General features: G+C 71.9%; 19 protein-coding genes. 12 read left to right on the forward strand and 7 right to left on the reverse strand.

Features of this window, described 5'->3' with window-relative positions:
• The first annotated feature begins 32 nt into the window (after nt 1–32).
• The 5 genes from OIE47_RS23865 (at nt 33) to OIE47_RS23885 (ending at nt 5,888) form a co-directional block, all read left to right on the forward strand.
• Nucleotides 33–812 carry a methyltransferase domain-containing protein gene (locus OIE47_RS23865; RefSeq protein ID WP_442791982.1) on the forward strand — a complete coding sequence of 260 codons (780 nt, stop codon included), beginning with the start codon at nt 33–35 and terminating at the stop codon, nt 810–812.
• A complete protein-coding gene (locus OIE47_RS23870; protein ID WP_326556756.1) occupies nt 809–2,050 on the forward strand; it encodes an alkaline phosphatase family protein in 1,242 nt (413 codons plus the stop codon). The genes OIE47_RS23865 and OIE47_RS23870 overlap by 4 nt, the downstream gene beginning before the upstream one ends.
• A 181-nt stretch (nt 2,051–2,231) precedes the next feature.
• A complete protein-coding gene (locus OIE47_RS23875) occupies nt 2,232–2,738 on the forward strand; it encodes a 2Fe-2S iron-sulfur cluster-binding protein (RefSeq protein ID WP_326556757.1) in 507 nt (168 codons plus the stop codon).
• Nucleotides 2,735–3,736, forward strand: coding sequence for an FAD binding domain-containing protein (locus tag OIE47_RS23880; RefSeq protein WP_326556758.1), 1,002 nt, complete (start codon nt 2,735–2,737; stop codon nt 3,734–3,736). Before OIE47_RS23875 ends, OIE47_RS23880 begins: the two co-directional genes overlap by 4 nt.
• A gap of 52 nt (nt 3,737–3,788) precedes the next feature.
• Nucleotides 3,789–5,888 carry a xanthine dehydrogenase family protein molybdopterin-binding subunit gene (locus OIE47_RS23885; RefSeq protein WP_326556759.1) on the forward strand — a complete coding sequence of 700 codons (2,100 nt, stop codon included), beginning with the start codon at nt 3,789–3,791 and terminating at the stop codon, nt 5,886–5,888.
• A 395-nt stretch (nt 5,889–6,283) separates the two neighbouring features.
• Here the strand turns inward: OIE47_RS23885 and OIE47_RS23890 are convergent, their stop codons facing one another.
• The gene (locus OIE47_RS23890) at nt 6,284–7,279 is read right to left on the reverse strand and encodes an aldo/keto reductase (protein ID WP_326556760.1); all 996 of its coding nucleotides are present in this window, start codon (nt 7,277–7,279) and stop codon (nt 6,284–6,286) included.
• 121 nt (nt 7,280–7,400) lie between these two features.
• Here OIE47_RS23890 and OIE47_RS23895 point away from each other — a divergent pair, with 121 nt between their 5' ends.
• Together OIE47_RS23895 and OIE47_RS23900 are read left to right on the forward strand one after the other, a co-directional pair.
• Nucleotides 7,401–8,660, forward strand: coding sequence for a DNA polymerase IV (locus OIE47_RS23895; protein ID WP_326556761.1), 1,260 nt, complete (start codon nt 7,401–7,403; stop codon nt 8,658–8,660).
• 115 nt (nt 8,661–8,775) lie between these two features.
• Complete coding sequence (locus OIE47_RS23900) at nt 8,776–9,159, forward strand: DUF3040 domain-containing protein (protein ID WP_326556762.1); 384 nt, start codon at nt 8,776–8,778, stop codon at nt 9,157–9,159.
• Between the two features lie 272 nt (nt 9,160–9,431).
• On the opposite strand, the gene OIE47_RS23905 is transcribed toward OIE47_RS23900, so the two are convergent.
• The 3 genes from OIE47_RS23905 to OIE47_RS23915 are packed head-to-tail and all read right to left on the reverse strand — an operon-like array spanning nt 9,432 to nt 14,256.
• On the reverse strand, nt 9,432–11,894 hold the full coding sequence (locus OIE47_RS23905; RefSeq protein WP_326556763.1) for a transglutaminase TgpA family protein: 2,463 nt from the start codon (nt 11,892–11,894) through the stop codon (nt 9,432–9,434).
• Complete coding sequence (locus tag OIE47_RS23910; RefSeq protein WP_326563216.1) at nt 11,891–13,189, reverse strand: DUF58 domain-containing protein; 1,299 nt, start codon at nt 13,187–13,189, stop codon at nt 11,891–11,893. The genes OIE47_RS23905 and OIE47_RS23910 overlap by 4 nt, the downstream gene beginning before the upstream one ends.
• 2 nt (nt 13,190–13,191) lie before the next feature.
• Complete coding sequence (locus OIE47_RS23915) at nt 13,192–14,256, reverse strand: AAA family ATPase (protein ID WP_326556764.1); 1,065 nt, start codon at nt 14,254–14,256, stop codon at nt 13,192–13,194.
• A 408-nt stretch (nt 14,257–14,664) separates the two neighbouring features.
• On the opposite strand from OIE47_RS23915, the gene leuS reads away from it, so the two are divergent.
• Nucleotides 14,665–17,505: a leucine--tRNA ligase gene (gene leuS / locus OIE47_RS23920; RefSeq protein ID WP_326563217.1), complete on the forward strand. Its 2,841-nt coding sequence runs from the start codon at nt 14,665–14,667 to the stop codon at nt 17,503–17,505.
• A gap of 198 nt (nt 17,506–17,703) precedes the next feature.
• On the opposite strand, the gene OIE47_RS23925 is transcribed toward leuS, so the two are convergent.
• From OIE47_RS23925 to OIE47_RS23935, 3 genes are all read right to left on the reverse strand, one after another.
• Nucleotides 17,704–18,492, reverse strand: a complete 789-nt coding sequence (locus OIE47_RS23925; RefSeq protein WP_442791983.1) for a TVP38/TMEM64 family protein — start codon at nt 18,490–18,492, stop codon at nt 17,704–17,706.
• A complete protein-coding gene (locus OIE47_RS23930; protein WP_326563219.1) occupies nt 18,393–19,097 on the reverse strand; it encodes a type 1 glutamine amidotransferase in 705 nt (234 codons plus the stop codon). The genes OIE47_RS23925 and OIE47_RS23930 overlap by 100 nt, the downstream gene beginning before the upstream one ends.
• Before the next feature lie 67 nt (nt 19,098–19,164).
• Entirely contained in the window at nt 19,165–20,412 is a 1,248-nt protein-coding gene (locus OIE47_RS23935) for a MurT ligase domain-containing protein (protein ID WP_326563220.1), read from the reverse strand.
• Nucleotides 20,413–20,914: 502 nt separating this feature from the next.
• On the opposite strand from OIE47_RS23935, the gene mraZ reads away from it, so the two are divergent.
• The 4 genes from mraZ to OIE47_RS23955 all read left to right on the forward strand — a co-directional run bounded on the left by mraZ (nt 20,915) and on the right by OIE47_RS23955 (nt 25,704).
• Nucleotides 20,915–21,346, forward strand: coding sequence for a division/cell wall cluster transcriptional repressor MraZ (gene mraZ / locus OIE47_RS23940; protein WP_121155776.1), 432 nt, complete (start codon nt 20,915–20,917; stop codon nt 21,344–21,346).
• 206 nt (nt 21,347–21,552) lie between these two features.
• On the forward strand, nt 21,553–22,686 hold the full coding sequence (rsmH, locus tag OIE47_RS23945) for a 16S rRNA (cytosine(1402)-N(4))-methyltransferase RsmH (protein ID WP_326563221.1): 1,134 nt from the start codon (nt 21,553–21,555) through the stop codon (nt 22,684–22,686).
• A complete protein-coding gene (locus OIE47_RS23950) occupies nt 22,683–23,411 on the forward strand; it encodes a hypothetical protein (protein ID WP_326556765.1) in 729 nt (242 codons plus the stop codon). The genes rsmH and OIE47_RS23950 overlap by 4 nt, the downstream gene beginning before the upstream one ends.
• Before the next feature lies 1 nt (nt 23,412).
• On the forward strand, nt 23,413–25,704 hold the full coding sequence (locus tag OIE47_RS23955; RefSeq protein WP_326556766.1) for a peptidoglycan D,D-transpeptidase FtsI family protein: 2,292 nt from the start codon (nt 23,413–23,415) through the stop codon (nt 25,702–25,704).
• The last annotated feature ends 88 nt before the right edge of the window (nt 25,705–25,792 follow it).

Here is a 25,792-nt window from a genome sequence, read left to right on the forward strand (position 1 = left end):
CCCGCGCGAGGGGGTGGCCTAGGCTCGTCCGGGTGGAGCGAACACAGATCGGGTCCGGCGCGGTGCGCGGCCGACCGGCGCCAGCAACCGGACCGTACCCGGCCCCGCGTACGGCAGTGGTCTGGGCGGTGCTGCGCCGGGAACTCGACCGGCTCGCCGGGCGGACCCTGACCGTCCTGGACGTCGGCGGCGGCACCGGCGGCTTCGCCGTACCGCTGGCCGAGGCCGGGCACCGGGTGACCGTGGTCGATGCCAGCCCGGACGCGCTCGCCGCGCTGACCCGGCGGGCCGCCGAGGCGGGGGTGGCCGACCGGATCCTGGCCGTCCAGGGGGACGGGGACGCTCTCGCCGGGCTGGTCGAGCCGGCCGGCGCCGACCTGGTGCTCTGCCATGCCGTGCTGGAGGTGGTCGACGATCCGGCCGGTGTGGTGGCGGCGGTGGCGACCGCGTTGCGCCCCGGTGGGGCGGCGAGTGTGCTGGTCGCGAGCCGGGCGGCGGCCGTACTGAGCCGGGCGATGAACGGGCACCTCGACGTCGCCGCCGCGCTGCTCGCCGACCCGGACGGGTGCGCCGGGCCACGGGACACCCTGCGACGGCGTTACGACGCGGAGACCGCCGCCGCGCTGCTCGGCGCCGCCGGGCTGCGGGTGGAGCAGACCCACGGCGTACGCGTCTTCGCCGATCTGATCCCCGCCGCCGCTGCCGACGGTGACCCGCAGGCGCTGCTGGACCTGGAGATCGCCGCGGCGGCCCTGCCCCCCTACCGGGACATGGCCGCCCAACTGCACCTCTTCGCCCGCCGCCCCGAATGACCGGTCCCTCGGCCCGGCCCGACCCCGCCGCCCGGCCCGGTGCGGTGACGCTGCCGTTCGGTGCCCACGGTCCGTTCGACCAGGTACGACCGGAGTACGGCGGGGACAGTCTCGCCGACCTGCTGCCCAGCGTGCTGGCGGTGCTCGGGGTGCCGGGGGCCACCGATCCGCTGGGGCTGACCGCCCAACTCGCCGGCGTACGCCGGATCGCGGTCCTGCTGGTCGACGGACTCGGCTGGTACCAGTTGCCGACCGCGGCCCCGTACGCGCCGGTGCTGACCGACCTGGTGGCCCGGACCGGTCGGCCGCTCACCAGCGGGTTCCCGTCGACCACCCCGACGAGCCTGGTCAGTCTCGGCACCGGGGCGGCGCCGGGGGCGCACGGGGTGCTCGGTTTCCGGGTCAACGTGCCGGGCACCGACCGGGTGCTCACCCACATCAACTGGTCCGGTACGGCCGACGACCCCCGTGCCCCGGACCCGGATCCCCGTACCTGGCAGCCGTTGCCGACCCAGTTCGAACTGGCGGAGGCGGCCGGGGTGGCGGTGACCGTGGTGAGCCGTCCCGAGCATGCCGGCAGCGGCCTGACGGTGGCGGCCAACTCCGGTGGTGTCTACCGGGGTGCCGCCGAGGTGGACACGCTGGCCACCGAGATGCTGGCCGCGCTGACCGCCGGTCCCGGTCCCACCCTGGTCTCCGGTTACCACCCGGACATCGACAAGCACGGGCACCTGTCCGGGGTCGACTCGACGGCCTGGCGGGAGGCGGTGGCCGACCTGGACCGGCTGCTCGACCGGTTGGTCCACGGGCTGCCGGCCGATGCCGCGCTGCTGGTCACGGCCGACCACGGGCAGCTCAACGTCCCGCCGGACCGGCGCTTCGACCTCGATCTCGATCCTCGGCTGCGGGCCGGCGTACGGGTGGCGGCGGGTGAGCCGCGGGTCCGTTACCTGCACGCCCTGCCGGGGGCGGTGGACGACGTGCTGGCCGCCTGGACCGAGGTGCTGGGGCCGGCGGCGTGGGTGGCGCCGAGGGCGGAGGCGGTCGCCGCCGGCTGGTTCGGCCCGGTGCCGGAGGCACACCTGGCCCGGATCGGCGACGTGGTCGTCTGCTGCCGCGACTCGTACGCGGTCCTGGCCACCCGCACCGACGCCCCGATCGAGGCGAACCTCGTCGCGTACCACGGCTCCTGGACCGCCGCCGAGATGACCATCCCCCTCCTCCTCGCCCGCCCCTGACCCCATGGTCAGCGCCTAATACAGAGAAAGAGGGGCTATCCGGCGCGGAATAGCCCCTCTTTCTCTGTATCAGCGCGCCCCCCCGGAGGGGGAGGGCAGGTGGGGAAACGGGTGTTCGGGTTCCTGGATTGGGCTAGTTTCAGGTAATTCGTGCATCCGTTGGTGGGGCGAGGGGCGGGCAGTGGATACCGAAGTGACGTTGCGGGTGGACGGGACCGTCTACACGCTGGGGGTGGACACCCGGACCACGCTCCTGGACGCGCTGCGGGAGCGACTCGGCATCACCAGCCCGAAGAAGGGCTGTGACCACGGGCAGTGCGGAGCCTGCACGGTCCTGCTCGACGGGTGGCGGTCCAACAGTTGCCTCGCCCTCGCCGTCGCCCACGACGGGGCGGAGATCACCACCGCCGCCGGGCTGGCCGTGGACGGCACCCTGCACCCGATGCAGGAGGCGTTCGTCGAGTGCGACGCCTTCCAGTGCGGCTACTGCACCCCCGGCCAGATCGTCTCCGCGGTGGGCATGCTGGACGAGGTCGACTCCGGGTGGCCGAGCGCGGTGACCGCCGCCGGTGACGTCGAGGTGGTGCTCGACGAGGCGGAGATCCGGGAACGGATGAGCGGCAACATCTGCCGCTGCGCGGCGTACGCCAACATCGTCCCCGCCATCGCCCGGGTGGCCCGCCGATGAGGCCGCTGCGCTACGCCCGCGCCCAGGACGTACCCCAGGCGGTACGGATGCTCGCCGAGGCGCCGTACGGGGCGTACCTCGCCGGCGGGACGAACCTGGTCGACCTGATGAAGCTCGGAGTGGCCACACCGGAACTGCTGGTCGACGTACGGCGGCTCACCTCCGAGCGGATCGAGGACCTGCCCGACGGCGGGATCCTGGTCGGCGCGGCGGTACGCAACAGCGAACTGGCCGCCGACCCGACGATCCGTACCCGCTATCCGGTGCTCTCCCAGGCGCTGCTCGCCGGTGCCTCGGGCCAGTTGCGCAACCTCGCCACCACCGGCGGGAACATGCTCCAACGCACCCGCTGCCCGTACTTCCAGAACATCACCACCCCGTGCAACAAGCGCGTACCCGGCACCGGGTGCTCGGCCCGTGAGGGGCACCAGCGGGACATGGCGATCCTCGGCGCCTCCTCGGAGTGCGTCGCCACCCACCCGTCGGACATGGCGGTCGCGCTGGCCGCGCTCGACGCGGTGGTCCGTACCCGGGGACCGGACGGCGACCGGAGCATCCCGCTCACCGAGCTGCACCGGCTGCCCGGCGAGGAGCCCGGCCGGGACACCGTCCTGCGCCACGGCGAGCTGATCATGAATGTGGAGCTGCCGCCGCTCGGGTTCGCCGCGAACTCCCGGTACCGCAAGGTCCGCGACCGGGCGTCGTACGCGTTCGCCCTGGTCTCGGTGGCCGCGGCGGTCGACGTCGTGGACGGCGTCGTACGCGACGTCCGGCTCGCCCTCGGCGGGGTGGCGCACAAGCCGTGGCGGGCCAACCGGGCCGAGGACCTGCTCCGTGGCGCCCCGGCGACCGAGCACAGCTTCGCCGAGGCGGCCGACGCCGAACTGGCCGCCGCGCGTCCGCTGCCCGGCAACGCGTTCAAGGTGCCGCTGGCCCGCGCGGTCATCATCCGTACCCTGCTCGACCTCACCGAGGACCTGGCCGAGGACGGCCGGTGAGCGGGGTCGTCGTCGGCGGGTGGCCGCTCGGCATGGACGGGAGGGCAGGTAGATGACGATCACGCCGCGGGCGATCGGTCGGCCGATGAGCCGGATCGACGGCCCGGACAAGGTACGGGGCCTGGCCCGGTACGCCTTCGAACACCCGGTCGAGGCACCGCTCTACCTCTACCCGGTGCAGTCCACCATCGCCACCGGCCGGATCACCGCGATCGACACCGTCGCCGCCTGCGCCGAACCGGGGGTGGTCGCCGTACTCACCCACGACAACGCGCCCCGGCTGGACAGGGTGGAAAGCGGCGAGCACGTCATCCTCCAGTCGGACCGGGTCGCCTTCCGGGGCCAGTTCATCGGCGCGGTGCTGGCGCAGACCCCGGAGACCGCCCGGTACGCCGCCGGACTGGTCCGGTTCACCTACGACGCCGGCCAGCCCGACCTGGACCTGCGGGTGGACCGGGACGACTTCACGGTGCCGGCGCAGGTGCTGCCGCAGTTCCCGATGAACACCACCCAGGGAGACGTCGACACCGCGCTCGCCACGGCCGCGGTCACCCTGGACGCCACGTACACCACGCCGATGGTCCACCACAATCCGATGGAGCCGCACAGCACCGTCGCGCACTGGACCGACAACCGGCTCACCCTCTACGTCTCCAGCCAGGGGGTCTACCGGGTCAAGCAGGTGGTGATGGCCCTGTTCGCGCTCGAAGCCGACCAGGTACGGGTGATCTCCCGGCACGTCGGCGGTGGATTCGGCTCCAAGGTGCTGCCGCGCGCGGACGTGGTTCTGGCGGTCATGGCCGCCCGGATGCTGCCCGGTCGGCCGGTGAAGTTCGCGCTCACCCGCCAGCAGATGTTCGCCCAGGTCGGCTACCGCTCCCCGACCATCCAGCGGGTCCGGCTCGGTGCCGACGGCGCGGGTCGGCTGGTGGCGATCGAGCACGGGTCGGTGGAGCAGACCTCCAGGGTGGTCGAGTTCGCCGAGCACGCCACCCGGATGACGCAGAGCGTCTACGCCGCCCCGCACCGGCGCAGCTCGCAGCGGCTGGCGGCGCTGGACGTACCGACGCCGAGCATCATGCGGGCGCCGGGGGAAACGCCGGGGATGTGGGCGCTGGAGTCGGCGATGGACGAGATGGCCATCGCCTGCGGGCTGGACCCGATCGAGTTCCGGATCCTCAACGAGCCGAGCGTGCACCCGACCACCGGCCTGCCGTTCTCCAGCCGGAACCTGGTCGAGTGCCTGCGCGAGGGGGCCCGCCGGTTCGGCTGGGAGGGGCGGGATCCGACGCCGGGCAGCCGCCGGGAGGCGGGGTGGCTGGTCGGTACGGGGGTGGCCGCGTCGACGTACGGGGTGCTGAGCTTCCCCGGTTCGGTGGCCCGGATCCGGCTCGGATCGGACGCCCGGTACGCGGTCGAGATCGCCGCCGCCGACATCGGCACCGGCGCCTGGACCGCGCTGACCCAGATCGCCGCCGACGCGCTGGGGGTGGGGGTCGACCGGATCGATCTCGCCATCGGGGACACCGTCCTGCCGATGGCCACGGGGGCCGGTGGTTCGACCGGGATCACCTGCTGGGGGTCGACGATCGTGGCGGCGGCCGACCAGTTCCGCCGGACCCTGGCCGACCAGTACGGCGGGCAGGTGCCGCCGGACGGGCTGGAGGTCGAGGCGGCGATGCCGGTGAACCCGCACGTCGGCAAGTTCGCGATGGACAGCTTCGGCGCCCAGTTCGCCGAGGTACGCGTACACCCGGAGACCGGTGAGGTACGGGTGACCCGGCTGCTCGGTGTCTTCGCCGTCGGGAAGGTGATCAACGCGAAGACCGGGCGGTCACAGCTCGTCGGCGGCATGACCATGGGGCTGTCGATGGCGTTGCACGAGCACAGCGTGCTCGATCACCGGTTCGGTCACGTGGTGAACCAGGACCTGGCCCAGTATCACGTGGCGAGCAACGCGGACGTGGGTTCGGTGGAGGCGTACTGGGTGGACGAGCACGATCCGTACGTGAATCCGATGGGGTCGAAGGGGATGGGTGAGATCGGGATCGTGGGGACGGCGGCGGCTGTGGGTAATGCTGTTTTTCACGCTACTGGGGTTCGGGTTCGGGATCTGCCGTTGACTCTGGACAAGCTGTTGGGGCGGCTCTAGCTGGGTGGGGTTGGGGGCGGCGTGCCCCGCGAAGGCCGTCAGGCTTGATCCCTTCGCGGGGCACGCCGCCCCCAACCTCTTTCGGCTTGCTCCGGTCGGGGTGGCGGCGGGTGCGTCGCCGCACAATCGGTTTCGGGTACGGCGAATGCGGGTGGCCGGAGGTTTGCGATGCCGCCGGGCGTGGGAAGGTCGACTCGGGCCGGCGGTATCGCCGAGGCCGGAGCGGCGCTCGGTGCCTGTTCGACACGAACGTCATGAGCGCGAGCAAGCACCCCACCCCACCCACCCCCGCGCTGCACGGGGCGCTAATACAGAGAAAGAGTGGTTATCCGGCGTGGAATAACCACTCTTTCTCTGTATTAGCGCGGGTCAGCGCGGTCACGCGGTGGAGTGGGTCAGGCGGTGGTCTGGTTCAGGCGGGTTAGGTGGTCCGGGGTTAGTTTGAGGTCTAGGGCGGGGAGGGCGGCTTCGTAGTGGGGGAGGGTTCTGGGGCCGATCAGGGGGACGAGGGTGGGGTTGTCCTGGTGTAGGAGCCAGGCCAGGACCAGTTGGTTCGGGGTGACGTCGAGTTCGGCGGCGATGGCGTCGAGTACGGCGAGCCGGGCGGTCGAGTCGGCACCCCGGTACGGGTCGAGTACGGGGTGTTCGCGGCGCTTGGTGGCGTCGTCGTAGCTGCCCTTGAGGATCGGCGAGTACGCGACCAGGGTGAGGTCGTCGTGCGCCCGCAGGTAGTCGAGCTGCTCGTCGTCGACGATCGCGGAGTGGTCCACGCCGGGGCGGCGGCGCAGGTAGGAGTGCTGCTGCTGAAGGGCGACCGGGGCCGGCCAGCCGTACCGGTCGCAGAGCTGGCGGATGCTCTCCAGCCGCCAGGTGTGCACGTTGGACCACCCGAGGTAGCGGACCTTGCCGGCGGTGACGAGGCCGGCGAGCGACTCCAGGGTCTCCTCCAGCGGGGTGGAGTGGTCGTCGACGTGCACGTAGTAGAGGTCGACGTGGTCGGTGCCGAGCCGGCGCAGGCTGTCGTCGAGTTCGCGGCGTACGGTGTCGGCGCCGGCACCGGAGTAGCCGTGGGGGGCCCGTACTCGGCCGTCGAGTACGGCGGCCGGGTCGGCCACCCAGGCGGTGCCCTTGGTGGCGAGGAACACCTGGTCGCGGCGCCCGGAACGGGCGAACCAGCGGCCCAGGAGGGACTCGCTCTCGCCGCCCCGGAACGGTGGTCCGGGCCACCAGGCGTAACAGTTGGCGGTGTCGAGGAAGGTGCCGCCGGCGTCGAGGTAGCGGTCGAGCATCGCGTACGACGACTCCTCGTCGGTCATCGTGCCCATCAGCATGCAGCCGAGAGCGAGCTGGCTGACCTGCTCGCCGGTGCGGCCCAGAGCGACGGTTTGCATCGAGGAACTCCAATCGGTTGGGGTGTCCGGGGGCCACGTTATGAGTTGAGGTGCACTCGAAGTCAAGGGCCGGACCGACGGGGCGGCGGGGTGTGTCGTACCGGGGGGCTAGCCTGCGGTTATGGGGCGGAGCCAGGCGGTGCGGGGCGAGGGTGATCCGCGCTTCGGCCCGGACGGCGACGACGAGGGCTGCCCGATCCTGCACGTCGACATGGACGCGTTCTTCGCGGCGGTCGAGGTGCGCAAGCGGCCGGAGCTGGCCGGTCGGCCGGTGGTGGTCGGCGGGATCGGCCCGCGCGGCGTGGTCAGCTCGGCCAGCTACGAGGCCCGGCGGTACGGGGTGCGCAGCGCGATGCCGTCGATGCGGGCGCGGGCGCTCTGCCCGCACGCGGTGTTCCTGCCGCCGGACTTCGCGGAATACTCGGCCGCCTCCCGTGCGGTGATGGAGATCTTCCGTTCGGTCACCCCGCTGGTGGAGCCGCTCTCGTTGGACGAGGCGTTCCTCGACGTGTCCGGGGCCCGGCGGCTGCTGGGGCGCCCGGTGGAGATCGCCCGGATGATCCGGGCCCGGGTGGCCGAGCAGGAGCGGATCACCTGTTCGGTCGGGGTGGGGCCGACCAAGTTCATCGCCAAGCTCGGTTCGACCCGGGCCAAGCCGGACGGGCTGTTGGTGGTGCCGGCCGGGCTGGTGCTCGAATTCCTGCATCCGCTGCCGGTCGAGGCGCTCTGGGGGGTGGGGGAGCGCTCCGCGGAGACGTTGCGCCGGCTCGGGCTGACCACCGTCGGTGATCTCGCCCAGGCCAGGGTGGAGATGCTCCGGGGGGCGTTGGGTGAGGCGGCGGCCCGGCACCTGCACGAGTTGGCCTGGGGGCGCGACCCGCGCGGGGTCAGCCCGGAGCAGGTGGAGAAGTCGATCGGTGCGGAGGTCACCTTCGACACCGACATCGGGGATCCGGAGTTGATCCGGCGGGCGCTGTTGGCGCTGGCGGAGAAGGTCGGCGTACGGCTGCGCCGGGCGGGTCAGGTGGGGCGGACGGTGTCGATCAAGGTTCGGCTGTCCGACTTCCGTACGGTGAACCGGTCCCGGACCCTGAGCGGTGCCACGGACGTCGCGCATGAGTTGTTCGAGGTTTCCTGGGCCCTGTTCGTCGCGCTCAATGTGACTGACCGGATCCGGCTCGTGGGGGTACGAATGGAGGGGTTGGCCGACGAGCGGGCAACTCCCAGACAGCTCGCTCTCGACGAGCCGGAGCACGGTTGGCGGGACGCGGAGGCGGCGGCGGACGCCGCAGCCGCCCGTTTTGGCCGTGCGATCGTGCGTCCGGCGAGTCTGTTGGGGCGTGATGACCTGCGCCGGACGGAAAATCAGGCGCGACCGTAGGTCGTCCCGCTTTCCGAGCGCCGACCCCCCTCGTAGACTTGCGCTAAGCAGCCGGTTGGCTGCCACGGTCTGTCGGTCCGACCGGACCGACTCAACGTGACCGGGGAGGAGTGCCGTGCCGCTCTCGGAGCACGAGCAGCGGCTGTTCGAGCAGATCGAACAGTCGCTTGCCGAGGACCCCAAATTCGCCTCGGCTGTGCGTGCCAGCGACCCGCGTTTCCACGCGCGACGTCGCCTGCTCGTCGCCGCTGGCGTGATCATCGCTGGCCTTGCACTGGTCGTTTACGGCACGGTGGACAAGACTCCGCTCATCGGAGTGGCTGGCTTCGTGGTCATGCTGGGCGCGGCCGCGTTTGCGATGCAGTCCCATCGCAAGGCGCAAACGCCCGATCTGCGCGTGGTTGGCGGTTCGACCAGCCGGCGTACGCGTGGTCGGCGGATGTCATTGCTCGACCGTCTCGAGGACCGGTGGCGGCAACGGCCGGAAGGCCATCGCTGACACCGGATGGTTCCGCCTTCGCGGGTTCGCCCGCGAGGCGGTCAACCGGACACCCTCGACGGTATCCGGTTGATGCTTTTTGTTCGTGTTGCGGGTGTTTCGTCCGTTAAGTCGTTATTTAGTACGGCTTCGCCGGCTGCGGCGAGGCAACCCCGGTAAACCCGCATCGCCCGCTACCGCCCAGCGGGTCCGGTGCCCCGGTCGTGGAAAACCCGTGGTGCCCGGAACCAGTCCGGTTCCGGGCACCACGGGTTTCTGCTGTCTACCGTTTCCTACCGGGCCGCCCGGTTGGCGAGCAGCCGCCGCGGGCTCCACCGCAGCATCCCCTCGCGCAGTTGCGAGTTCGCGGTGACGAACCGGCCCGACCCGTCCATGATCGCCAACCGCCAGCGCAGCAGCACCGACGGCGGCAGCACCGCGGCCAGCAGCCGGGTACGCCGATCGGCCCGAGCCGACAGGGACTCCCGGATCGTCCGCAGGGCCGGGTTCAACTCCCCGCCGGTGAGCGGGGCGCGGGCGTACCGGGCCCGCTCCTCGGCCCGACCGAGCAGCCGGGCGGCGTCCGCCCCGGTGACACTGAGCCCCTCGGCCACCAACCGGTCGGCGGTCGCCCGAGGCGTCTCCGTCCGGTCCACCGTGACCCGGAAGTCGACCATCGTGTCGATCAACTCGTCCCAGGCCGCGTGGGCGTCGGCGCGGAGCCGATCCGCCTCGGCCCCGGTGGCCACCACCCGGACCACACCCGGCGGCGGATCACCCTCGGCCGGGGCGAGCGCGGTGGCGGTCGCCGCGACCGTCGCCACCTGCCGTCGCCGCCGCAGCGAGGACCGCAACAGCGCCGGTACGGCAAGCAGCAGGAGCAGCACCAGCACCCCTCCACCGGCCCAGTACGGCCAGGTGGTCGCGGCGGTCGTCACCTGTCCGTCGGCGCCCACGATCCCGTCGTCGAAGCCACGGTCCAGCCGGTCGTCCGGGTTCGGCCCGGCCGTGCTGCCCACACCCGGTGCCGCGGTCGGCACCGCCGCCGGAGCGACCGGATCGGGCTGGTCGGTGTCCGGCGCGTACTCCGTACGGGTGGAGCCGGTCACGTTCGCCGCCGGGGTGGCGTCGAACGGGACCCAGCCGACGCCGGAGAAGTAGACCTCGGTCCAGGCGTGCATGTTCAGGTTGGTCAGCGTGTACGTGTTGTCCTGCCGACCGCTGCCGACGGTGAAGCCGAACGCCACCCGGCTCGGGATGTCGGCCGCCCGGACCAGCCAGGCCAGCGCCGCCGCGTACTGCTGGCAGAAGCCGACCTTGCTGGTGAGGAAGTTGACGATGTCCTCACCGCTGGTGCCGCCCTGGGTGCTGAGGCTGTAGCTGAACCCGTTCTGCCGGGAGAAGTAGTCGTACAGCGCGCGGACCTTCGCGTACTGCGTCTGCTTTCCCTCGGTCAGCCGGGCCACCAGTTCGTCGACCTGCGGCACCGGCGGCACGTCGGTGAACTGCCGCTGGATCGGGTCGCTGCGGGTCAGCGGCGCGACCCCCTCCAGCACCTTCTGGTTGTAGGCCGACCGGACATAGTCGAACGAGTACTTCTTGCCCTTGGACTGCCGCCGGGTGGAGAAGACGGTCTGGGTGCCCCGGTCGTAGAGCCAGTTCGAGTCCAGGTTCTGCACCGCCACCGGGTTGGAGTAGATCGGCAGCAGCGGCATGTTGAAGTTGGTCACCTCGACCTGGGCCCGGTAGGTCTGGAACGACACTCCGGGTGCCGCCCCGGTGCGCGGGTCGGGAATCTTGTTCACCGGTGTCCCGGTCGGCGTACGGACCTCGAAGCCGCCCGACCGCAACTGGTCCGCCGCACCGAAGCGCAGGTAGAACGGATCGGGCTCGTTCGTGGTGACCTTCACGTAGTCGGTGACCGTGGTCTGGTTGAGCTGCCCGCGCAGGGCGGCGAACAACTGGACCCCGCCACCGGCTCCGCCCCGGCCGTTACCCTCACCGACCCCGGTCCCGGTGTTGTTGAACCGGTTGAGCAGCCCGTTGGTCATCTGCGGGGCGGCCAGCGGCAGCAGCACCGCGATCACCACCCCGACCACGGCGAGTCGCCGCCCTGCCGCCGCCAGCGGCGACGGTTCCCAGATGTCGACGTCGCGCCCGTCGCCGGTGAACCGGCGCCCGAAGTGCCGGACCCGGTTGACGTTGTCGGCCACCAGGAGCCAGAGGAAGCCGATCGCGCCGACGATGAACGGCAGCGCCGGTACGTTCTCGACGTACACCGCGACCGGGACCGAGTAGATGGCGAGCATCGGCAGTCCGGCCAGCGCCGGGCGGCGCAACCCGACGGTGAGCAGGTCCACCACGATCGCGACCGAGCCCACCCCCAGTACGGTCACGAACAGCAGCCCGTCGGTGTCCGGGACCTTCACCCCGTACGAGCGCATGTCCCCGGCCGAGGCGTTGAGCAGCGCGCCGAAGTGGGCGATCGTGTCCGGCGTCGGCAGCACGCCGAGCAGTTCGCCGCCGCTGCCGAACAGCCAGGTCAGGCCGAGCAGCAGCGCCCCGAGCATGCTCAGCACCTGGGCCCAGACCGGCGCCCGCAGCGACCGGGTCAGGGTGGCGACCCCGGCGATCAGCGCGACCGCGAGCGTCGACTGGAGCAGCCAGGTCCACCGCTCGAAGATCGCCGACAGCGGCGCGGCGGAGAGCAGGGTCGCCGCCGCCGCGACGAACCCGAGATGACGTCGTCCCCTCATCGCATCCCTCCGGCAACCGTCTCGGCCATCGCGGCCCGCCAGGCGAAGCCCTGCGATCCGCGCGCCGCCTGCGGCCACAGCGCGGGCAGCCGGCTGCCGTGCTCGACCGCGATCACCCGCCACCCGCTCTGCATCAGGCCCAGTACGGCGGCGCCGTGGGCGTTGTCGGCCTCGGTCCGCGCCGGTGCCGGCAGGGTGAGCCAGGTGGTGCTGTCCACCAGGAACGCGAGGCAGGTCGCGCCGTTGCCCCGCAGCCCGGCCAGGACCTCGGCCTCGGCGGTGCTCAGCGTGCCCAGGATCGCGATGATCAGCCCACCGTCGGACCGTTGCCGGACCCGTTCGACCAGGGTCGCCACGTCACCGCGCTGGGACAGCCGGACGTCGGCGAGGTGGTCCAGCAGCAGACCCTCGCCGCCGCCCTCGTTCGCGTCGGCGTCCATCCCGGAACCGGTGACCAGCCGCAGCTTGTAACCGGACTGGCGCAGGTGCACGGCGACGCTGGCGGCGGCCGAGACCGCCCACTCGAAGCTGGCGGTCGGCCCCTCGCCCCGATGCGCCGACGCCCTGGTGTCCAGCACCACGGTCGCCCGGCTCTCCCAGGGCTGCTCCTCCCGCCGCACCATCAGCTCGCCGGTACGGGCGGTCGACTTCCAGTGCACCCGGCGCAGATCGTCGCCGCGCCGGTACTCCCGGGTCGCCGCGTCGTCCTCGCCGTGCACCGCCACCGACCGGGCCCGGCTGTCGCCGGTGCCGGCGTACTCACCGGCCAACCGGACCTGGGGCAGGGCGGTGACCTGGGGGATGACGGTGAGCCGGTCGACGCTGGGGAACGCCCGGGTCAGCTCGCACAGCCCGAACGGGTCGGTCAGCCGGACCACCAGCGGACCGACCTCGTACCGGCCGCGCACGTCGGCGCGGACCGTGTACGCCACCGAGCTGGCCTGGTGCGCGCCGAGCCGCTCCAGCACCACCCGGGGCCGGCTGCCCAACGCGTACGGCAGCCGGTCCTCCAGCAGCAGGGTCCCGGTCGGCAGCCGGGACATGTTCTGCAGGCGCAGCACCACGCGGGAACTGGCACCGATCGGCACCCGCTGCGGTTCCAGCGACCGGCTGCAGGCCAGCTTGTACCGGCTGCGGCCGACGTACGCGGCGGCCAGCAGCGGCAACACGCCGAGCAGCACGGCCACCCGGAGCAGGTCCTGTTCGCCCAGGATCGCCGCGGAGATGGCCGCCGCCACCGCCGCGGCGAGGAAGGACCGGCCGCGGGTGGTGAGCCCGCGCAGTGCCTCGCGCACGGTCACCGCCTCCGCGGCTCGTACTGGGATCGACCCTTGCCGTCCGGTGGGGTGCCGGGACGGGTGTCGTACTGCGAGCGCTGCTGCCGTTCGTGCGGCAACGGCAGCCGGTGCACCAGGTCGGAGACGACCGCGTCGGTGGTCCGCCGGGCGAGCTGCGCGTCCGCCGTCGGGATGATCCGGTGCGCGAGCACCGGTACGGCGAGGGCCTGCAGGTCGTCCGGAAGGACGTAGTCCCGGCCCTCCAGTGCGGCTACGGCGCGGGCGGTGCGCAGCAACTGCAGGGTGGCCCGGGGAGAGGCGCCGAGGCGCAGGTCGGGGGCTTCACGGGTGGCGGTGACCAGGTCGACGGCGTACTGCTTGACCGCGTCCGCGACGTGGATGTCGCGTACGGTCGCGATCAGCCGACGTACGGTGACCGCGTCCGCGACCGACTTCAACGCGTGCAGCGGGTCGCGCCCGCCGTGGCCGTCGAGCATCGCGAGTTCCGACCCGGGGTCCGGGTAGCCCATCGCGATCCGGGCGGTGAACCGGTCGCGCTGCGCCTCGGGCAGCGGGTAGGTGCCCTCCATCTCGATCGGGTTCTGGGTCGCGATCACCATGAACGGGGTCTGTAGCTCGTAGGTCACCCCGTCGACCGTGACCTGCCGTTCCTCCATGCACTCCAGGAGGGCCGACTGGGTCTTCGGCGAGGCCCGGTTGATCTCGTCGCCGACGACCAGGTTGGCGAAGACGGCGCCCGGCTTGAACTCGAAGTCGTGCGTCTCCTGGTTGTAGACGCTGACCCCGGTGACGTCGCTGGGCAACAGGTCGGGGGTGAACTGGATCCGTCGGACGGAGCAGTCGATCGAACGGGCGAGGGCCTTGGCGAGTTTTGTCTTGCCAACTCCGGGAACATCCTCGATCAGGAGATGGCCCTCGGCGAGCAGGACGGCGAGCGCGAGCCGTACCGTCGCGGTCTTGCCCTCGATGACCTGTTCGATGTTGGCCACGATGGCTTCGCTGGCGGTACGGAACTCGTCGGGTTGTAGTGCGCCACCCAACTCGTCCCACGTCTGTTGTGTCACGGGCCTCCTCCTCGTCGCAGCACGGCTTCTCTGTCCAGACCTGCTGGGCCGGCCGTAAGGTTCGCGGGAAAATACGGTCGCGGGGCGCGCCCGGATCACCCGCATGGAATCAGGCTAGCCGGAACTCACGCCCAAGCCGACCACACGTGCGGTCCCGGTGGCCGGTCGGCCCGTACCGGCGACCCGTGGAACCAGGCGCGACAGCCCGACGGGTGGAGGCGTAGACTGCGGGGCATGGCCCGGGCCTACCTGCTTCTTAGTGAGCCGTGCTGACGCCACTGAGCGCGACAGCACGGCTACCCCTCCTGTGTGAGGGGCTTTTTTATGCCCGGAAAAGCATGCCCTGAAATGCGAAACGTGCCCGTGTACGCACAACGGTGAGCGCGGCGAGGAGAAGACGTGACTGACATGGCCGAGCCGGCGGCGGATACCCCGCCCTTCCGGTACACCGCCGGACTGGCGGGGGAGATCGAGCAGCGCTGGCAGGACCGCTGGGAGAAGTGGGGCACGTTCCACGCACCGAACCCGGTGGGGCCGCTCGCCGATCCGGACCACCCCCGCGCGGGTGCGGAGAAGCTGTACGTGCTGGACATGTTCCCGTACCCGTCCGGCGCCGGGCTGCACGTCGGGCACCCGCTGGGCTACATCGGCACCGACTCGTACGCCCGCTACCAGCGGATGGCCGGCCGCAACGTGCTGCACGCGATGGGCTTCGACGCGTTCGGTCTGCCCGCCGAGCAGTACGCGGTGCAGACCGGGACCCACCCCCGGACCACCACCGAGGCGAACATCGAGCGGTACCGGGCGCAACTGCGCCGGCTGGGGATGGGGCACGACGACCGGCGGTCGGTGGCCACCATCGACGTCGACTTCTACCGCTGGACCCAGTGGATCTTCCTGCAGATCTTCAACTCCTGGTACGACGACGAGGCCCGCCGGGCCCGGCCGATCAGCGAGCTGGTCGCCGAGTTCGACTCCGGCATCCGGGCGGTGCCGGGCGGCGGGACCTGGGCCGAGCTGTCCGGGCCGCAGCGCCGGGTGATCATCGACGACCACCGGCTGGCGTACGTCTCGCAGGCGCCGGTCAACTGGTGTCCGGGTCTGGGCACCGTGCTGGCCAACGAGGAGGTCACCGCCGACGGGCGCTCCGACCGGGGCAACTTCCCCGTGTTCAAGCGGAACCTGAAGCAGTGGAAGATGCGGATCACCGCGTACGGTGACCGGCTGCTGGAGGACCTGGACCGGCTGGACTGGCCGGAGCCGATCAAGCTGATGCAGCGCAACTGGATCGGCCGCTCGGTCGGCGCGCACATCGACTTCCCGGTGGTGCCCGCCGACGTGGCGCCGGTCCGGGTCTTCACCACCCGCCCGGACACCATCTTCGGCGCCACCTACGTGGTGCTGGCCCCCGAGCACGAGCTGGTCGACCAACTGGTCGGTTCGACCTGGCCGGACGGGACGAAGGACGCCTGGACCGGCGGGCACGCCAACCCGAGGGTCGCGGTCGAGGCCTACCGGAAGGCGGCGGCGGCCAAGACCGACGTGGAGCGGCAGGCCGACACCAAGGAGAAGACCGGTGTCTTCGTCGGCGCGTACGCCACCAACCCGGTCACCGGTGCGCCGATCCCGATCTTCATCGCGGACTACGTACTGGCCGGTTACGGCACCGGGGCGATCATGGCGGTGCCCGGTCAGGACGAGCGGGACTGGGCCTTCGCGGAGGTCTTCGACCTGCCGATCGTCCGTACCGTGCAGCCGTCGGACGGCTTCGACGGCAAGGCGTACACCGGTGACGGCCCGGCCATCAACAGCACCGCGCCGGACGGCGGCCCGAGCCTGGACGGCCTGGCCGTCACCGAGGCCAAGGCCAGGATCATCGAATGGCTGGAGACCAACGGGTACGGCCAGGGCGCGGTCACCTTCCGCCTGCGCGACTGGCTGTTCAGCCGGCAGCGCTACTGGGGCGAGCCGTTCCCGATCGTCTACGACGAGGCCGGCACCCCGATCGCCCTGCCGGAGTCGATGCTGCCGGTCGAGCTGCCCGAGGTGGAGGACTTCTCGCCGCGCACCTTCGACCCGAACGACGCCGCCTCGAACCCGGAGACGCCGCTGTCGCGCAAGGCGGACTGGGTGGAGGTGGAGCTGGACCTGGGTGACGGGCCGAAGCGCTACACCCGCGAGACGAACGTGATGCCGCAGTGGGCCGGCTCCTGCTGGTACGAGCTGCGCTACCTGGACCCGACCAACGAGACCCGGTTCGTCGACCCGGAGAACGAGGCCTACTGGATGGGGCCGCGCGGCGGCAACGACCCCGGCGGCACCGACCTGTACGTCGGCGGCGCCGAGCACGCCGTACTGCACCTGCTGTATGCCCGGTTCTGGCACAAGGTCCTGTACGACCTGGGGCACGTCTCCTCGGTCGAGCCGTTCCGCAAGCTGTTCAACCAGGGCATGATCCAGGCGTACGCGTACACCGACGAGCGGGAGCGCTACGTCGAGGCCGCCGAGGTGGTCGAGCGGGACGGTTCCTGGTTCCACGGCGACAACCAGGTGACCCGCGAGTACGGCAAGATGGGCAAGTCGCTGCGGAACGTGGTCACCCCGGACGACATGTGCGCGGCGTACGGCGCGGACACCTTCCGGGTGTACGAGATGTCGATGGGCCCGCTGGAGGTCTCCCGCCCGTGGGAGACCCGTGCGGTGGTCGGGTCGTACCGGTTCCTGCAGCGGGTCTGGCGGGCCCTGGTCGACGAGAACACCGGCGCCTCCCGGGTGGTGGAGGAACCGGCCGACGAGGCGACCCGGCGGCTGCTGCACAAGACCATCGACGGCGTACGGGCCGACATGGACGGGATCCGGTTCAACACCGCGATCGCCAAGCTGATCGAGCTGACCAACGGGCTGACCCGGCTGGCCGGCACGCCCCGCGAGGTGGCGGAGCCGCTGGTGCTGATGCTGGCGCCGTTCGCCCCGCACATCGCCGAGGAACTGTGGCAGCGGCTGGGCCACGACACCTCGCTGACGTACGCGTCGTTCCCGGTTGCCGACCCGGCCCTGCTGGTGGCCGACACGGTGACCTACCCGGTGCAGATCAACGGCAAGGTCCGCGGCCGGATCGAGGTCCCCGCCGACGCCTCCGAGGAAACCGTCCGCGCAGCCGCCCTGGCCGCCATCGCCGACCAACTGGCCGGCAAGGACCCCCGCAAGGTCATCGTCGTCCCCAACCGCATGGTCAGCATCGTCGCCTAACCCCACCCCGCCCCTACCCCCCACCCCCACCCCCACCCCCACCCCCTACCCCCTACCCCGCCCCCGTCGACCTGCCCGTCGATCTTGCAGTTGTGGTGCCCGTATCACGCCGTTTCGGGCGGTACGGGCACCACCACAACTGCAAGATCGACGGGGAGTGGGGCGGGGACGGGGGACGGCGGGCAGGGGGTGGGGGTGTTACGGGGTGGGGGTGGTGGTGTGGCGGTGGGCTCGTTCTGCTCGGCGCCAGCGGGTGATGAGGATGGCGGCGGCGATCAGGCCGAAGCTGGCGGGTGCCACCGCGAGCCAGTTGAACTCGTCCGGGTCGGCCACGGCGGCGCCGATCGCGGCGTAGCCGAAGGCGGACGGGATCGTGGCGAGGACGCTGCCGATCAGGAACGGGACCACCCGGGCGCCGGTGGTGCCGTAGCCGTAGCTGACCAGCCCGAACCCGCCGACCGGCAACAACCGTACGGTGATCACCCCGAGCACGCTCTGCCGGCTGAACCAGCCGTCCAGGCGGGCCAGGCGGCCCCGTACCCGTTCGGCGACGAAGTCGCGGCCGAGCAACCGACCGACGGTGAAGCCGAGCGCGGCGGCGACCAGCGCGGCGGCCAGGGTGTAGCCGGCGCCGCCGAGCGGGCCGAACAGCGCTCCCCAGGCCACCGTGATCAGGGTCCGGGGGACCAGGGCCACCATCAGCAGGGCCCCACCGAGGACCGCGGCCACCGGGGCGGCCGGACCGAGCCGGTCGACCATCCGGGGCGCCGCCGCCAGATCGGGCTGTACGAGCAGCAGCGCCAGGCCGAAGAGCCCGAGGATGAGCAGCAGCGACCCGAACCGCACGACCGACCGCTGCCGCAGCAGCCGCCGGAGGTGCGGGACGATCACGATCGGGCGGCGGCCACGCCGGCCACCCGCTCGGCCCGCAGTCGCTCCTGCCAGGTGTCGTCGAGCGGGGGCAGGTTGCTGACCCCGGTCGCCCACCGCAACAGCAGGTCGGCCAGGGCCGGGTTGCGGGCCAGCGCCGGCCCGTGGGAGTACGTCCCGAGCAGTTTCCCGCGCCATGCGCCCTCGCTGCTGCCGTCGTTGCCGATGCCGGTGCTGACCCGGGCCAGCGCGGAGACGCCGGGGCCCAGGTGGGTCCGGCCACCGTGGTTCTCGAAACCGCTCAGCGGGGGCAGCCCGAGGCGGGGATCGACCTCACCGGCGAGTTCGCCGACGGCCCGCGACGGCCCCCGGTCCGAGTGCAGGTCCAGCAGGTCCAGCCCGGCGCACTTGGTGCCCTTGGCGAAGAACGAGCCGCCGAGCAGTTGGTAGCCGGCGCAGACCGCGAAGACGACCGAGCCCTGGGCGACCGCCCGGTGCAGGCCCCCGTCGGCGATCAGTCGCTGCGCCCCGAGCGCCTGCGGCCCGTCCTCACCGCCGCCGAGCAGGTAGATGTCGGCGGTGGTGGGCAGCGGTTGGTCGGACCGGACCTCGATCGTCTCCACCGGCATGCCGCGCTGCTGGGCCCGGCGGGCCAGGATCAGCATGTTGCCCCGGTCGCCGTAGGTGGAGAGCAGGTCCGGGTAGAGCCAGGCGATCCGCAGCGTGCTCTCCGAGCCGCTGGGCGAGTCGGTCGCGTAACCGCTGGGCCGGTCGACCGGGAAGTACGAGTTAGTTGACACGGTCCAACTCCGCTCGGATGTCCTGGAAGGCGGTGTAGTTCGCGATCACCTCGAGTCGTCCCGGCGGCACCGCCGAGATCGCCTCGGTGAAGGTCCGTACGTGCCGGAACGGCACCTGGTTCACGTCCAACCGGACCGCCAGGTCGTACGCCCGGTCGCCGGTGATCAGCACCTGTCGGCCGCGCAGCGGGGCGAAGTCCACGTCGAACAGCCACGAGGTGTCCAGCCCGTCGGGGTCGCGGGCGTTGATGGACAGCAGGGTCGGCGCGTCGTCGGCCATGTCGAAGGCCTCCAGCCAGCTCGCCGGGTTCTTCGCCAGCAGCAGCCGGATGTTGCGCCCGTCGCGGAGGACCTGGGCGTACCGGCCGGCGACCGAGGCGACCCCGCCCAGCCGGCTCACCGCGTCGGCCGGCCGTACGCCGAACTCGGCGGCGACGGCCAGCGCGGTGGCCGCGTTGCCGAGGTTGACCTGGCCGGGGAGTTGGAGCACCACCTTGTGCCAGGCACCGGACGGGTCGAGCACACCGTCGTCCTCGACCACCCACTGCGGCTCGGGTCGGCGCAGCCAGCAGCCGGTGCACCACCACTGGTCCTGGGCCCGCTCGATCGGCGAGCCGCACTCGGGGCAGACCCACGAGTCGTCGTGCCAGCGCTGCCCGGCGCTGAACCAGGTGACCGTCGGGGTGTTCAGGTTCCCGCTGCGCATCTCCGGCGGGGTCGCGGCCCAGACCACCATCGGGTCGTCGGCGTTGGCCACCACCCGCAGCTCCGGGTACCGCACCAGGGCGGACCGCCAGAGCTGGGCCATCATGCTGACCTCCTTGGCCCGGTCGAGCTGGTCGCGGGAGAGGTTGAGCAGGGCGACCACGTGCGGCTCGGTGGCCTCGAGGACCTGGGCCAGGTAGTGCTCGTCGACCTCCAGCACCGCGTACGGGGTGTTGCCCGCCTTGGCCAGCGCGGAGGTGTGCCCGCTGGGCATGTTGGCGCCGAAGGAGTTGGTGGCCACCGGGCCGAGTACACCCACGGCGGCGGCGGTCAGTCGGGTGGTGGTGGTCTTGCCGTTGGTCCCGGAGATGAGGGCGATGGCCCGGCCGGCCGACAGGTGCGCCAGCAGGTCCGGATCGATCTTCAGGCCGATCCAGCCGCCGATCACCGAGCCGTCGCCGCGGCCGGCGGCCCGGGACAGCGCCGCCGCCGTACGCGACACGGAGCTGGCCACCTTCGCCCGTAGGGGCATTCTCGCGTCCGTCACGCGAGCGAGGTTACCGGACAGCGGCGGTGCCCAGACCGTCGCACGAGGCGTCCGGTCGCGCGGGACCGCTCGACCGGCCCGGCGAGGCCGCCGGTTGTCTGCTCCACTTTCCGCCCCACCATTTCTCTCCCTCCACCTTTCTCCCCACTTTCCTCCCCGGACGGGGTTCGCGCCCGGCGATGGCGTGGTGATGGTCGGCGCAACGGCACTGGAAAGCGCGCGACGAGTGCGGGGTGGCCGTACTCGCGGTCGCTTTTGATCTTTGTCGGAAAGCGGACGCCGGAAGGGCGGTCGGCACCCCTCCACTTCGCCCCACCCCCTCTGACGTGCAGTTTTGTGAATGACACCGTCGTGGTTTCCCTGCGTTTCCGGTTGCGGGTGGAGGGAAGTGGAGTAGAGTGGGGCCCAATGGTGGGGCCGGGAGGGCCCGCCGGCCCGGGGGACAGCGGCGCCGCGAACGCCGCTGCAAGGGCGAGGGGGTTGAGCCGTGTTTCTCGGCACTCATACCCCGCGCCTGGACGAAAAGGGCCGGCTGATTCTTCCGGCCAAGTTCCGGGACGAGCTGGCGGGAGGTGTCGTGATCACCAAAGGGCAGGAGCGCTGCCTGTACGTCTTTCCGACGCCCGAGTTCCAGCGGATCGCGGATCAGCTGCGCGAGCAGCCCATGACGCACAAGGCCGCCCGGGCGTACAGCCGGGTGTTCTTCGCCAGCGCGCACGACGAGGTGCCGGACAAGCAGGGCCGGGTGACTATTCCGGGCCACCTGCGGGAATACGCGGCGCTCGACCGGGAGCTGGTGGTCATCGGCGCCAGCACCAGGGTGGAGATCTGGGACAAGCGCGCCTGGGAGACCTACCTCGCGGAAAGCGAAGACGACTTCGCCGACATCGAGGAGGGGGTGTTGCCCGGCGGGCTGTAGGGCGGGCCAACACGCCCGACGTACTGCGAGATCTCCAGCCGCTCCTGTTCCTGGCGCCTCTTCCCCGGTGCCAGGCGCGCGATCCGCTGACCGGCCTTACCAGGGGCGGGTCGACGGGCCAGAGCGGATGGGGATCTGGCGGTATGACGAGCGGTTGACAGCATACAGGCGTGAACAGAGAAGGAAGCCGGTCAGTGGGGGTCGACATGGGGGAGCTGCGCGGCACGCACGTGCCAGTGTTGCTTGAGCGGTGTCTCGAGCTGCTCGCCCCCGCGCTGGACCGGGGCGACCGTACGATCCACGTCGACGCGACGCTCGGCCTCGCCGGCCACGCCGAGGCGGTGCTGGCCGCGTACCCGCGGACGATCCTGATCGGGCTCGACCGTGACCCCGAGGCCCTGGCACACGCCCGGGCCCGGCTGGCCCGGTACGCCGACCGGATCCACCTGGTGCACGCGGTCTACGACGAGCTGCCGGACGTGCTCGACCGGCTCGGTTATCCCACGGTCGACGGCGTGCTGTTCGACCTCGGGGTGTCGTCGCTGCAACTCGACGCGCCCGACCGCGGGTTCGCCTACGCCCAGGACGCGCCGCTGGACATGCGGATGGACCAGACCCGCGGGGTGACCGCGGAGGAGATCGTCAACAGCTACTCGCACGGTGAACTCGCCCGGGTGCTCCGGCTCTACGGCGAGGAACGGTTCGCCGGTCGGATCGCCTCGGCGATCATCCGGGAACGGGAACGGTCCCGGATCACCTCCTCGGCGTTCCTCGCCGAGCTGGTTCGGGACTCGATTCCGGCGGCTGCCCGCCGTACCGGTGGGCACCCGGCAAAAAGATCGTTTCAAGCGTTGCGGATCGAGGTAAACCGGGAGCTGGCCGCGCTGGAGACAGCGCTGCCGGCCGCGTTGGACGCGCTCGCGGTGGGCGGTCGGCTGGTGGTGCTGTCGTACCACTCGCTGGAGGACCGGATCACCAAGCAGGCGTTCGCCGGCCGGGCCCGGAGCACCGGTCCGGTCGACCTGCCGGTCGAACTGCCCGGCACCGGTCCGACGCTGCGCCTGCTCAACCGCAGCGCGGAGTTGCCGACCGAGGCGGAGGTCGCGGCCAATCCGCGAGCCGCCTCGGTGCGACTGCGGGCAGCGGAACGGATCGATCCGGACCGGGCGACCGGGCCGGCGGAGAACAGGCGGGCCGACCGCGAACGGCCCCGTCGACGGGTGAAGGCATTGCACGCCCCCGGTGCCGTGGCGCCGGGACGGTCCAACGTGGACCGGGAGAAGGGGCCATCGGGGCCAGGGGACGAAGGCGGGACGGCAGTAGAGGGGGAGGGATCATGAACGTCAACAAGCGCGACCACCGGGACCAGACCGGCGCGGAGCAGCGCACACCACGGTCGGGGGGCCGGACCGTGGCGGAGCGGGCGACGACGGAGCGGACCACCCGGGCGGCCCGGTCGGTGCCGGGTCAGCAGACTCGTGCCCGGGGGGCGCGCGAGTTCCCGACGCAGGGCAGTTTTCCGACCCAGGGCAGTGCCGCGCTCCGTTCGCCGGAGCTGGCGCCGACCCGGGACCACGCCGAGCGGGCGCGCGAGCGTGCTCGGGTAGCGCATCCGGCCGGCACGGACCGGGCCGGTGGCGCGGCTGCCCGGGCCCGCGAGGCACACCCCGCCGGTACGGGTCGGGCGGAGGCGCCGCGGCTGCGGGTCGCTCCGCCGATGCCGGTGAGCGTGCCGCGGGCGCCCTTCGTCGGGCTGATCCTGGCGGTTGTCGTCGGCGGAGTGCTCGGGGTCCTGGTGGTCAACACCAAGATCAACGAGAACGCCATCCGGTTGGACAAGCTGCAGAAGCAGCAGGCCACGCTCGACCTCCAGCAGCAGCAGCTCGACAAGGAGATCGCCGACGCGCAGACGCCGGGCAACCTGGTCGCCCAGGCCCGCAAGCTGGGCCTGGTGGAGTCCGGTCCGCCGGCCTTCATCCGGCTGCCCGACGGACGGGTGATCGGCGTACCGCAGCCGGCCGGTGGGCAGCCGGCCATCACCAGTCAGCAGAACGCGGGGGGTTAGCGTGTCGCCACGCTCCGATGAACCGCGCCGGGACGGGTCAGCGTCCCGGCGCGGTTCGTCCCAGGCCGGCTCGGAGCGCGACACCGGAGCACGCGGTGCCAACCGGGACGCCACCGGACGCGGCACCAACCGGGACGCCACCGGACGGGGTGCCGCCCGGGGCGCCGCCCCCGAGGGCGAGCAGGGCCTCGGCGGGATTTCCGGCGCGCGGGCGTACACCCCTCGGGGTCGTACCCTGCGGGACGCGCCCGAGCTTCGCCGTACGCCCAGGTCCACCCGCTCGGCGGACCCGTTCCGACCCGCGTTGCAGGTGCTCGACGGCGGCCGGACCGGTGGCGGACGGACCCGGCGCGATGCCCCCGAGCCCACCGCCGGGCGCGGTGCCGGCACCGGGCGGCCGGTGCCGCCACGTGCCGCCCGCGCCGCCGACGTCGCCAAGCCGGTCCCCGCGCCCCGGCGCCGCACCACCACCGGCGCGGCCGGCAGTCCCGGCCGCCCCGGCGCCGCCCCGCGTCGAGCCCCGCGCAAGCCGCCGCCCCAACCGCCCCGGCTGGCCGACTCGCGCCGCCGGCTCCGGCTGGGCACCCTGCTCGCGCTCGCGCTCTTCGCCACCATCGGCATCCGGCTCGTCGTCCTGCAGGTCGCGCAGACCCCCGCGTACGCCGAGGACGGCGTCTCCGGGCGGCTCCGGCCGGTGATCCTCGCCGCCCCCCGGGGCGCGATCTACGACCGCTCCGGCGCGGTGCTGGCACACAGCGTCGAGGCCCGCTTCGTCTACGCCGACCCGAGCATGGTGACGGACCCGGCCGGCACCGCCGACAAGCTGTCGCCGCTGCTCGGCATCCCGCGCTCCACCCTGATGGCGGACCTGGCCAAGAAGAAGACCCCGGGGGGCGGTGTCTCCCAGTTCCAGTACCTGGCCCGGGGGGTCGAGATCGGCACCGCCAAGAAGATCATGGACCTCAACCTGGAGGGCATCAACACCGGCCAGGACGAGCGGCGGGAGGTGCCCGGCGGGGACCTGGCGGCCAACCTGATCGGCTTCATCGGCGAGGACATGACCGGGCTGGAGGGGATCGAGGCCCGGTACGACGAACTGCTGCGCGGGGTCCCCGGCAAGCGGGTCTTCGAAGCCGGTGGGGGCGACCTGAACAGTCCCATCCCCGGCGGCTACGACAAGACAACCGAGCCGAAGCCGGGCAGCTCGCTGGGGCTGACCATCGACCGCGACCTCCAGTACGAGTGCCAGCGGATGCTCAGCACGTCCGCCCGGGAGGAGAAGGCCACCGTCGCCGCCGCCGTGGTGATCGAGGTCAAGACCGGTGCGGTCCTCTGTCAGGCCAGCCACCCCACCTACAGCGCGGCCGACTGGAAGAACAGCGAGCCGACCGACCGGGAGGACGCGGCGACCAGCTTCGTCGTCGACCCCGGCTCGGTACACAAGGCGATCACCTTCGCGGCGGCGCTGCAGGAGGGCGTGATCAAGCCCGGTGACACCATCACGGTCAACAACACCATCAGGAAGGGCGGCAAGCCCTTCAACGACACCCACCTGCTGCCGGCCGGCGTCAACCAGGCCCAGATGAGCCTGCCCGGCATCCTGGCCTACTCGTCCAACGTCGGCACGATCAAGATCGCGGACCGGTTGGGCCCGCAGAAGCTCTACGACTACCAGCGCAGGTTCGGGCTGGGCGAGGCGACCGGCGAGGGGGTGCCGGGCGAGGCCACCGGCCGGGTGCTCCCGCCGGACCAGTGGAGCGCCAGCTCGTACGGGTCGATCCCGATCGGGCACAGCGTCGACGCCACGCCGTTGCAGATGGCCGCCGCGTACGCCGCGATCGCCAACAACGGCACCTGGATCCAGCCGCACCTGGTCAAGGAGACCATCGCGCCCGACGGCACCCGCAAGCCGGCCCCCGCACCGCAGACCCGGCAGGTGATCAGCCCGGAGAACGCGGCCGCGTTGCGGGAGATGCTGGAGGCGGTGGTGACCGTGCCGGACGCCACCGGAGTCAAGGGCGCGGTCCCCGGTTACCGGGTGGCAGGCAAGACCGGCACCGGCTTGCGGGTGCTCAACGGCTCGTACGCCCCCGGCGAGGTCGCCTCGTTCATCGGCATGGCCCCGGCGGACCAGCCCCGGTACGTCGTCGCGGTCTTCGCGTACACCCCGGGTGGTGGCGGCGGTGACGTCTCCGCCCCGGTGTTCAAGAAGATCATGAACTTCACGCTGACCCACTACCGGGTGCCCCAAACGGTGACGAAGCCGCCGAAGTTTGTTGTCTATCCCCGCTGACCGGCCAATACGGGACATCATCGGTGGGTGCGGGCAAACCACCGGGGCGGCTGTGTGGTGCGGGTCCCTCGACCCGGTAGGGTCTGAC

Origin of the sequence: Micromonospora sp. NBC_01796 (assembly GCF_035917455.1) — a bacterium.
In the GTDB taxonomy this organism is placed as follows: Bacteria; Actinomycetota; Actinomycetes; order Mycobacteriales; family Micromonosporaceae; genus Micromonospora_G.

What these genes read in the sequence shown, in the direction of transcription:
- rsmH (WP_326563221.1), top strand. Translation starts at nt 21,553, where the DNA reads ATGGGGGAGCTGCGCGGCACGCACGTGCCAGTGTTGCTTGAGCGGTGT.
- OIE47_RS23890 (WP_326556760.1), bottom strand. Translation starts at nt 7,279, where the DNA reads ATGCAAACCGTCGCTCTGGGCCGCACCGGCGAGCAGGTCAGCCAGCTC.
- OIE47_RS23870 (WP_326556756.1), top strand. Translation starts at nt 809, where the DNA reads ATGACCGGTCCCTCGGCCCGGCCCGACCCCGCCGCCCGGCCCGGTGCG.
- OIE47_RS23935 (WP_326563220.1), bottom strand. Translation starts at nt 20,412, where the DNA reads ATGCCCCTACGGGCGAAGGTGGCCAGCTCCGTGTCGCGTACGGCGGCG.
- OIE47_RS23880 (WP_326556758.1), top strand. Translation starts at nt 2,735, where the DNA reads ATGAGGCCGCTGCGCTACGCCCGCGCCCAGGACGTACCCCAGGCGGTA.
- OIE47_RS23950 (WP_326556765.1), top strand. Translation starts at nt 22,683, where the DNA reads ATGAACGTCAACAAGCGCGACCACCGGGACCAGACCGGCGCGGAGCAG.
- OIE47_RS23895 (WP_326556761.1), top strand. Translation starts at nt 7,401, where the DNA reads ATGGGGCGGAGCCAGGCGGTGCGGGGCGAGGGTGATCCGCGCTTCGGC.
- leuS (WP_326563217.1), top strand. Translation starts at nt 14,665, where the DNA reads ATGGCCGAGCCGGCGGCGGATACCCCGCCCTTCCGGTACACCGCCGGA.
- OIE47_RS23885 (WP_326556759.1), top strand. Translation starts at nt 3,789, where the DNA reads ATGACGATCACGCCGCGGGCGATCGGTCGGCCGATGAGCCGGATCGAC.
- OIE47_RS23905 (WP_326556763.1), bottom strand. Translation starts at nt 11,894, where the DNA reads ATGAGGGGACGACGTCATCTCGGGTTCGTCGCGGCGGCGGCGACCCTG.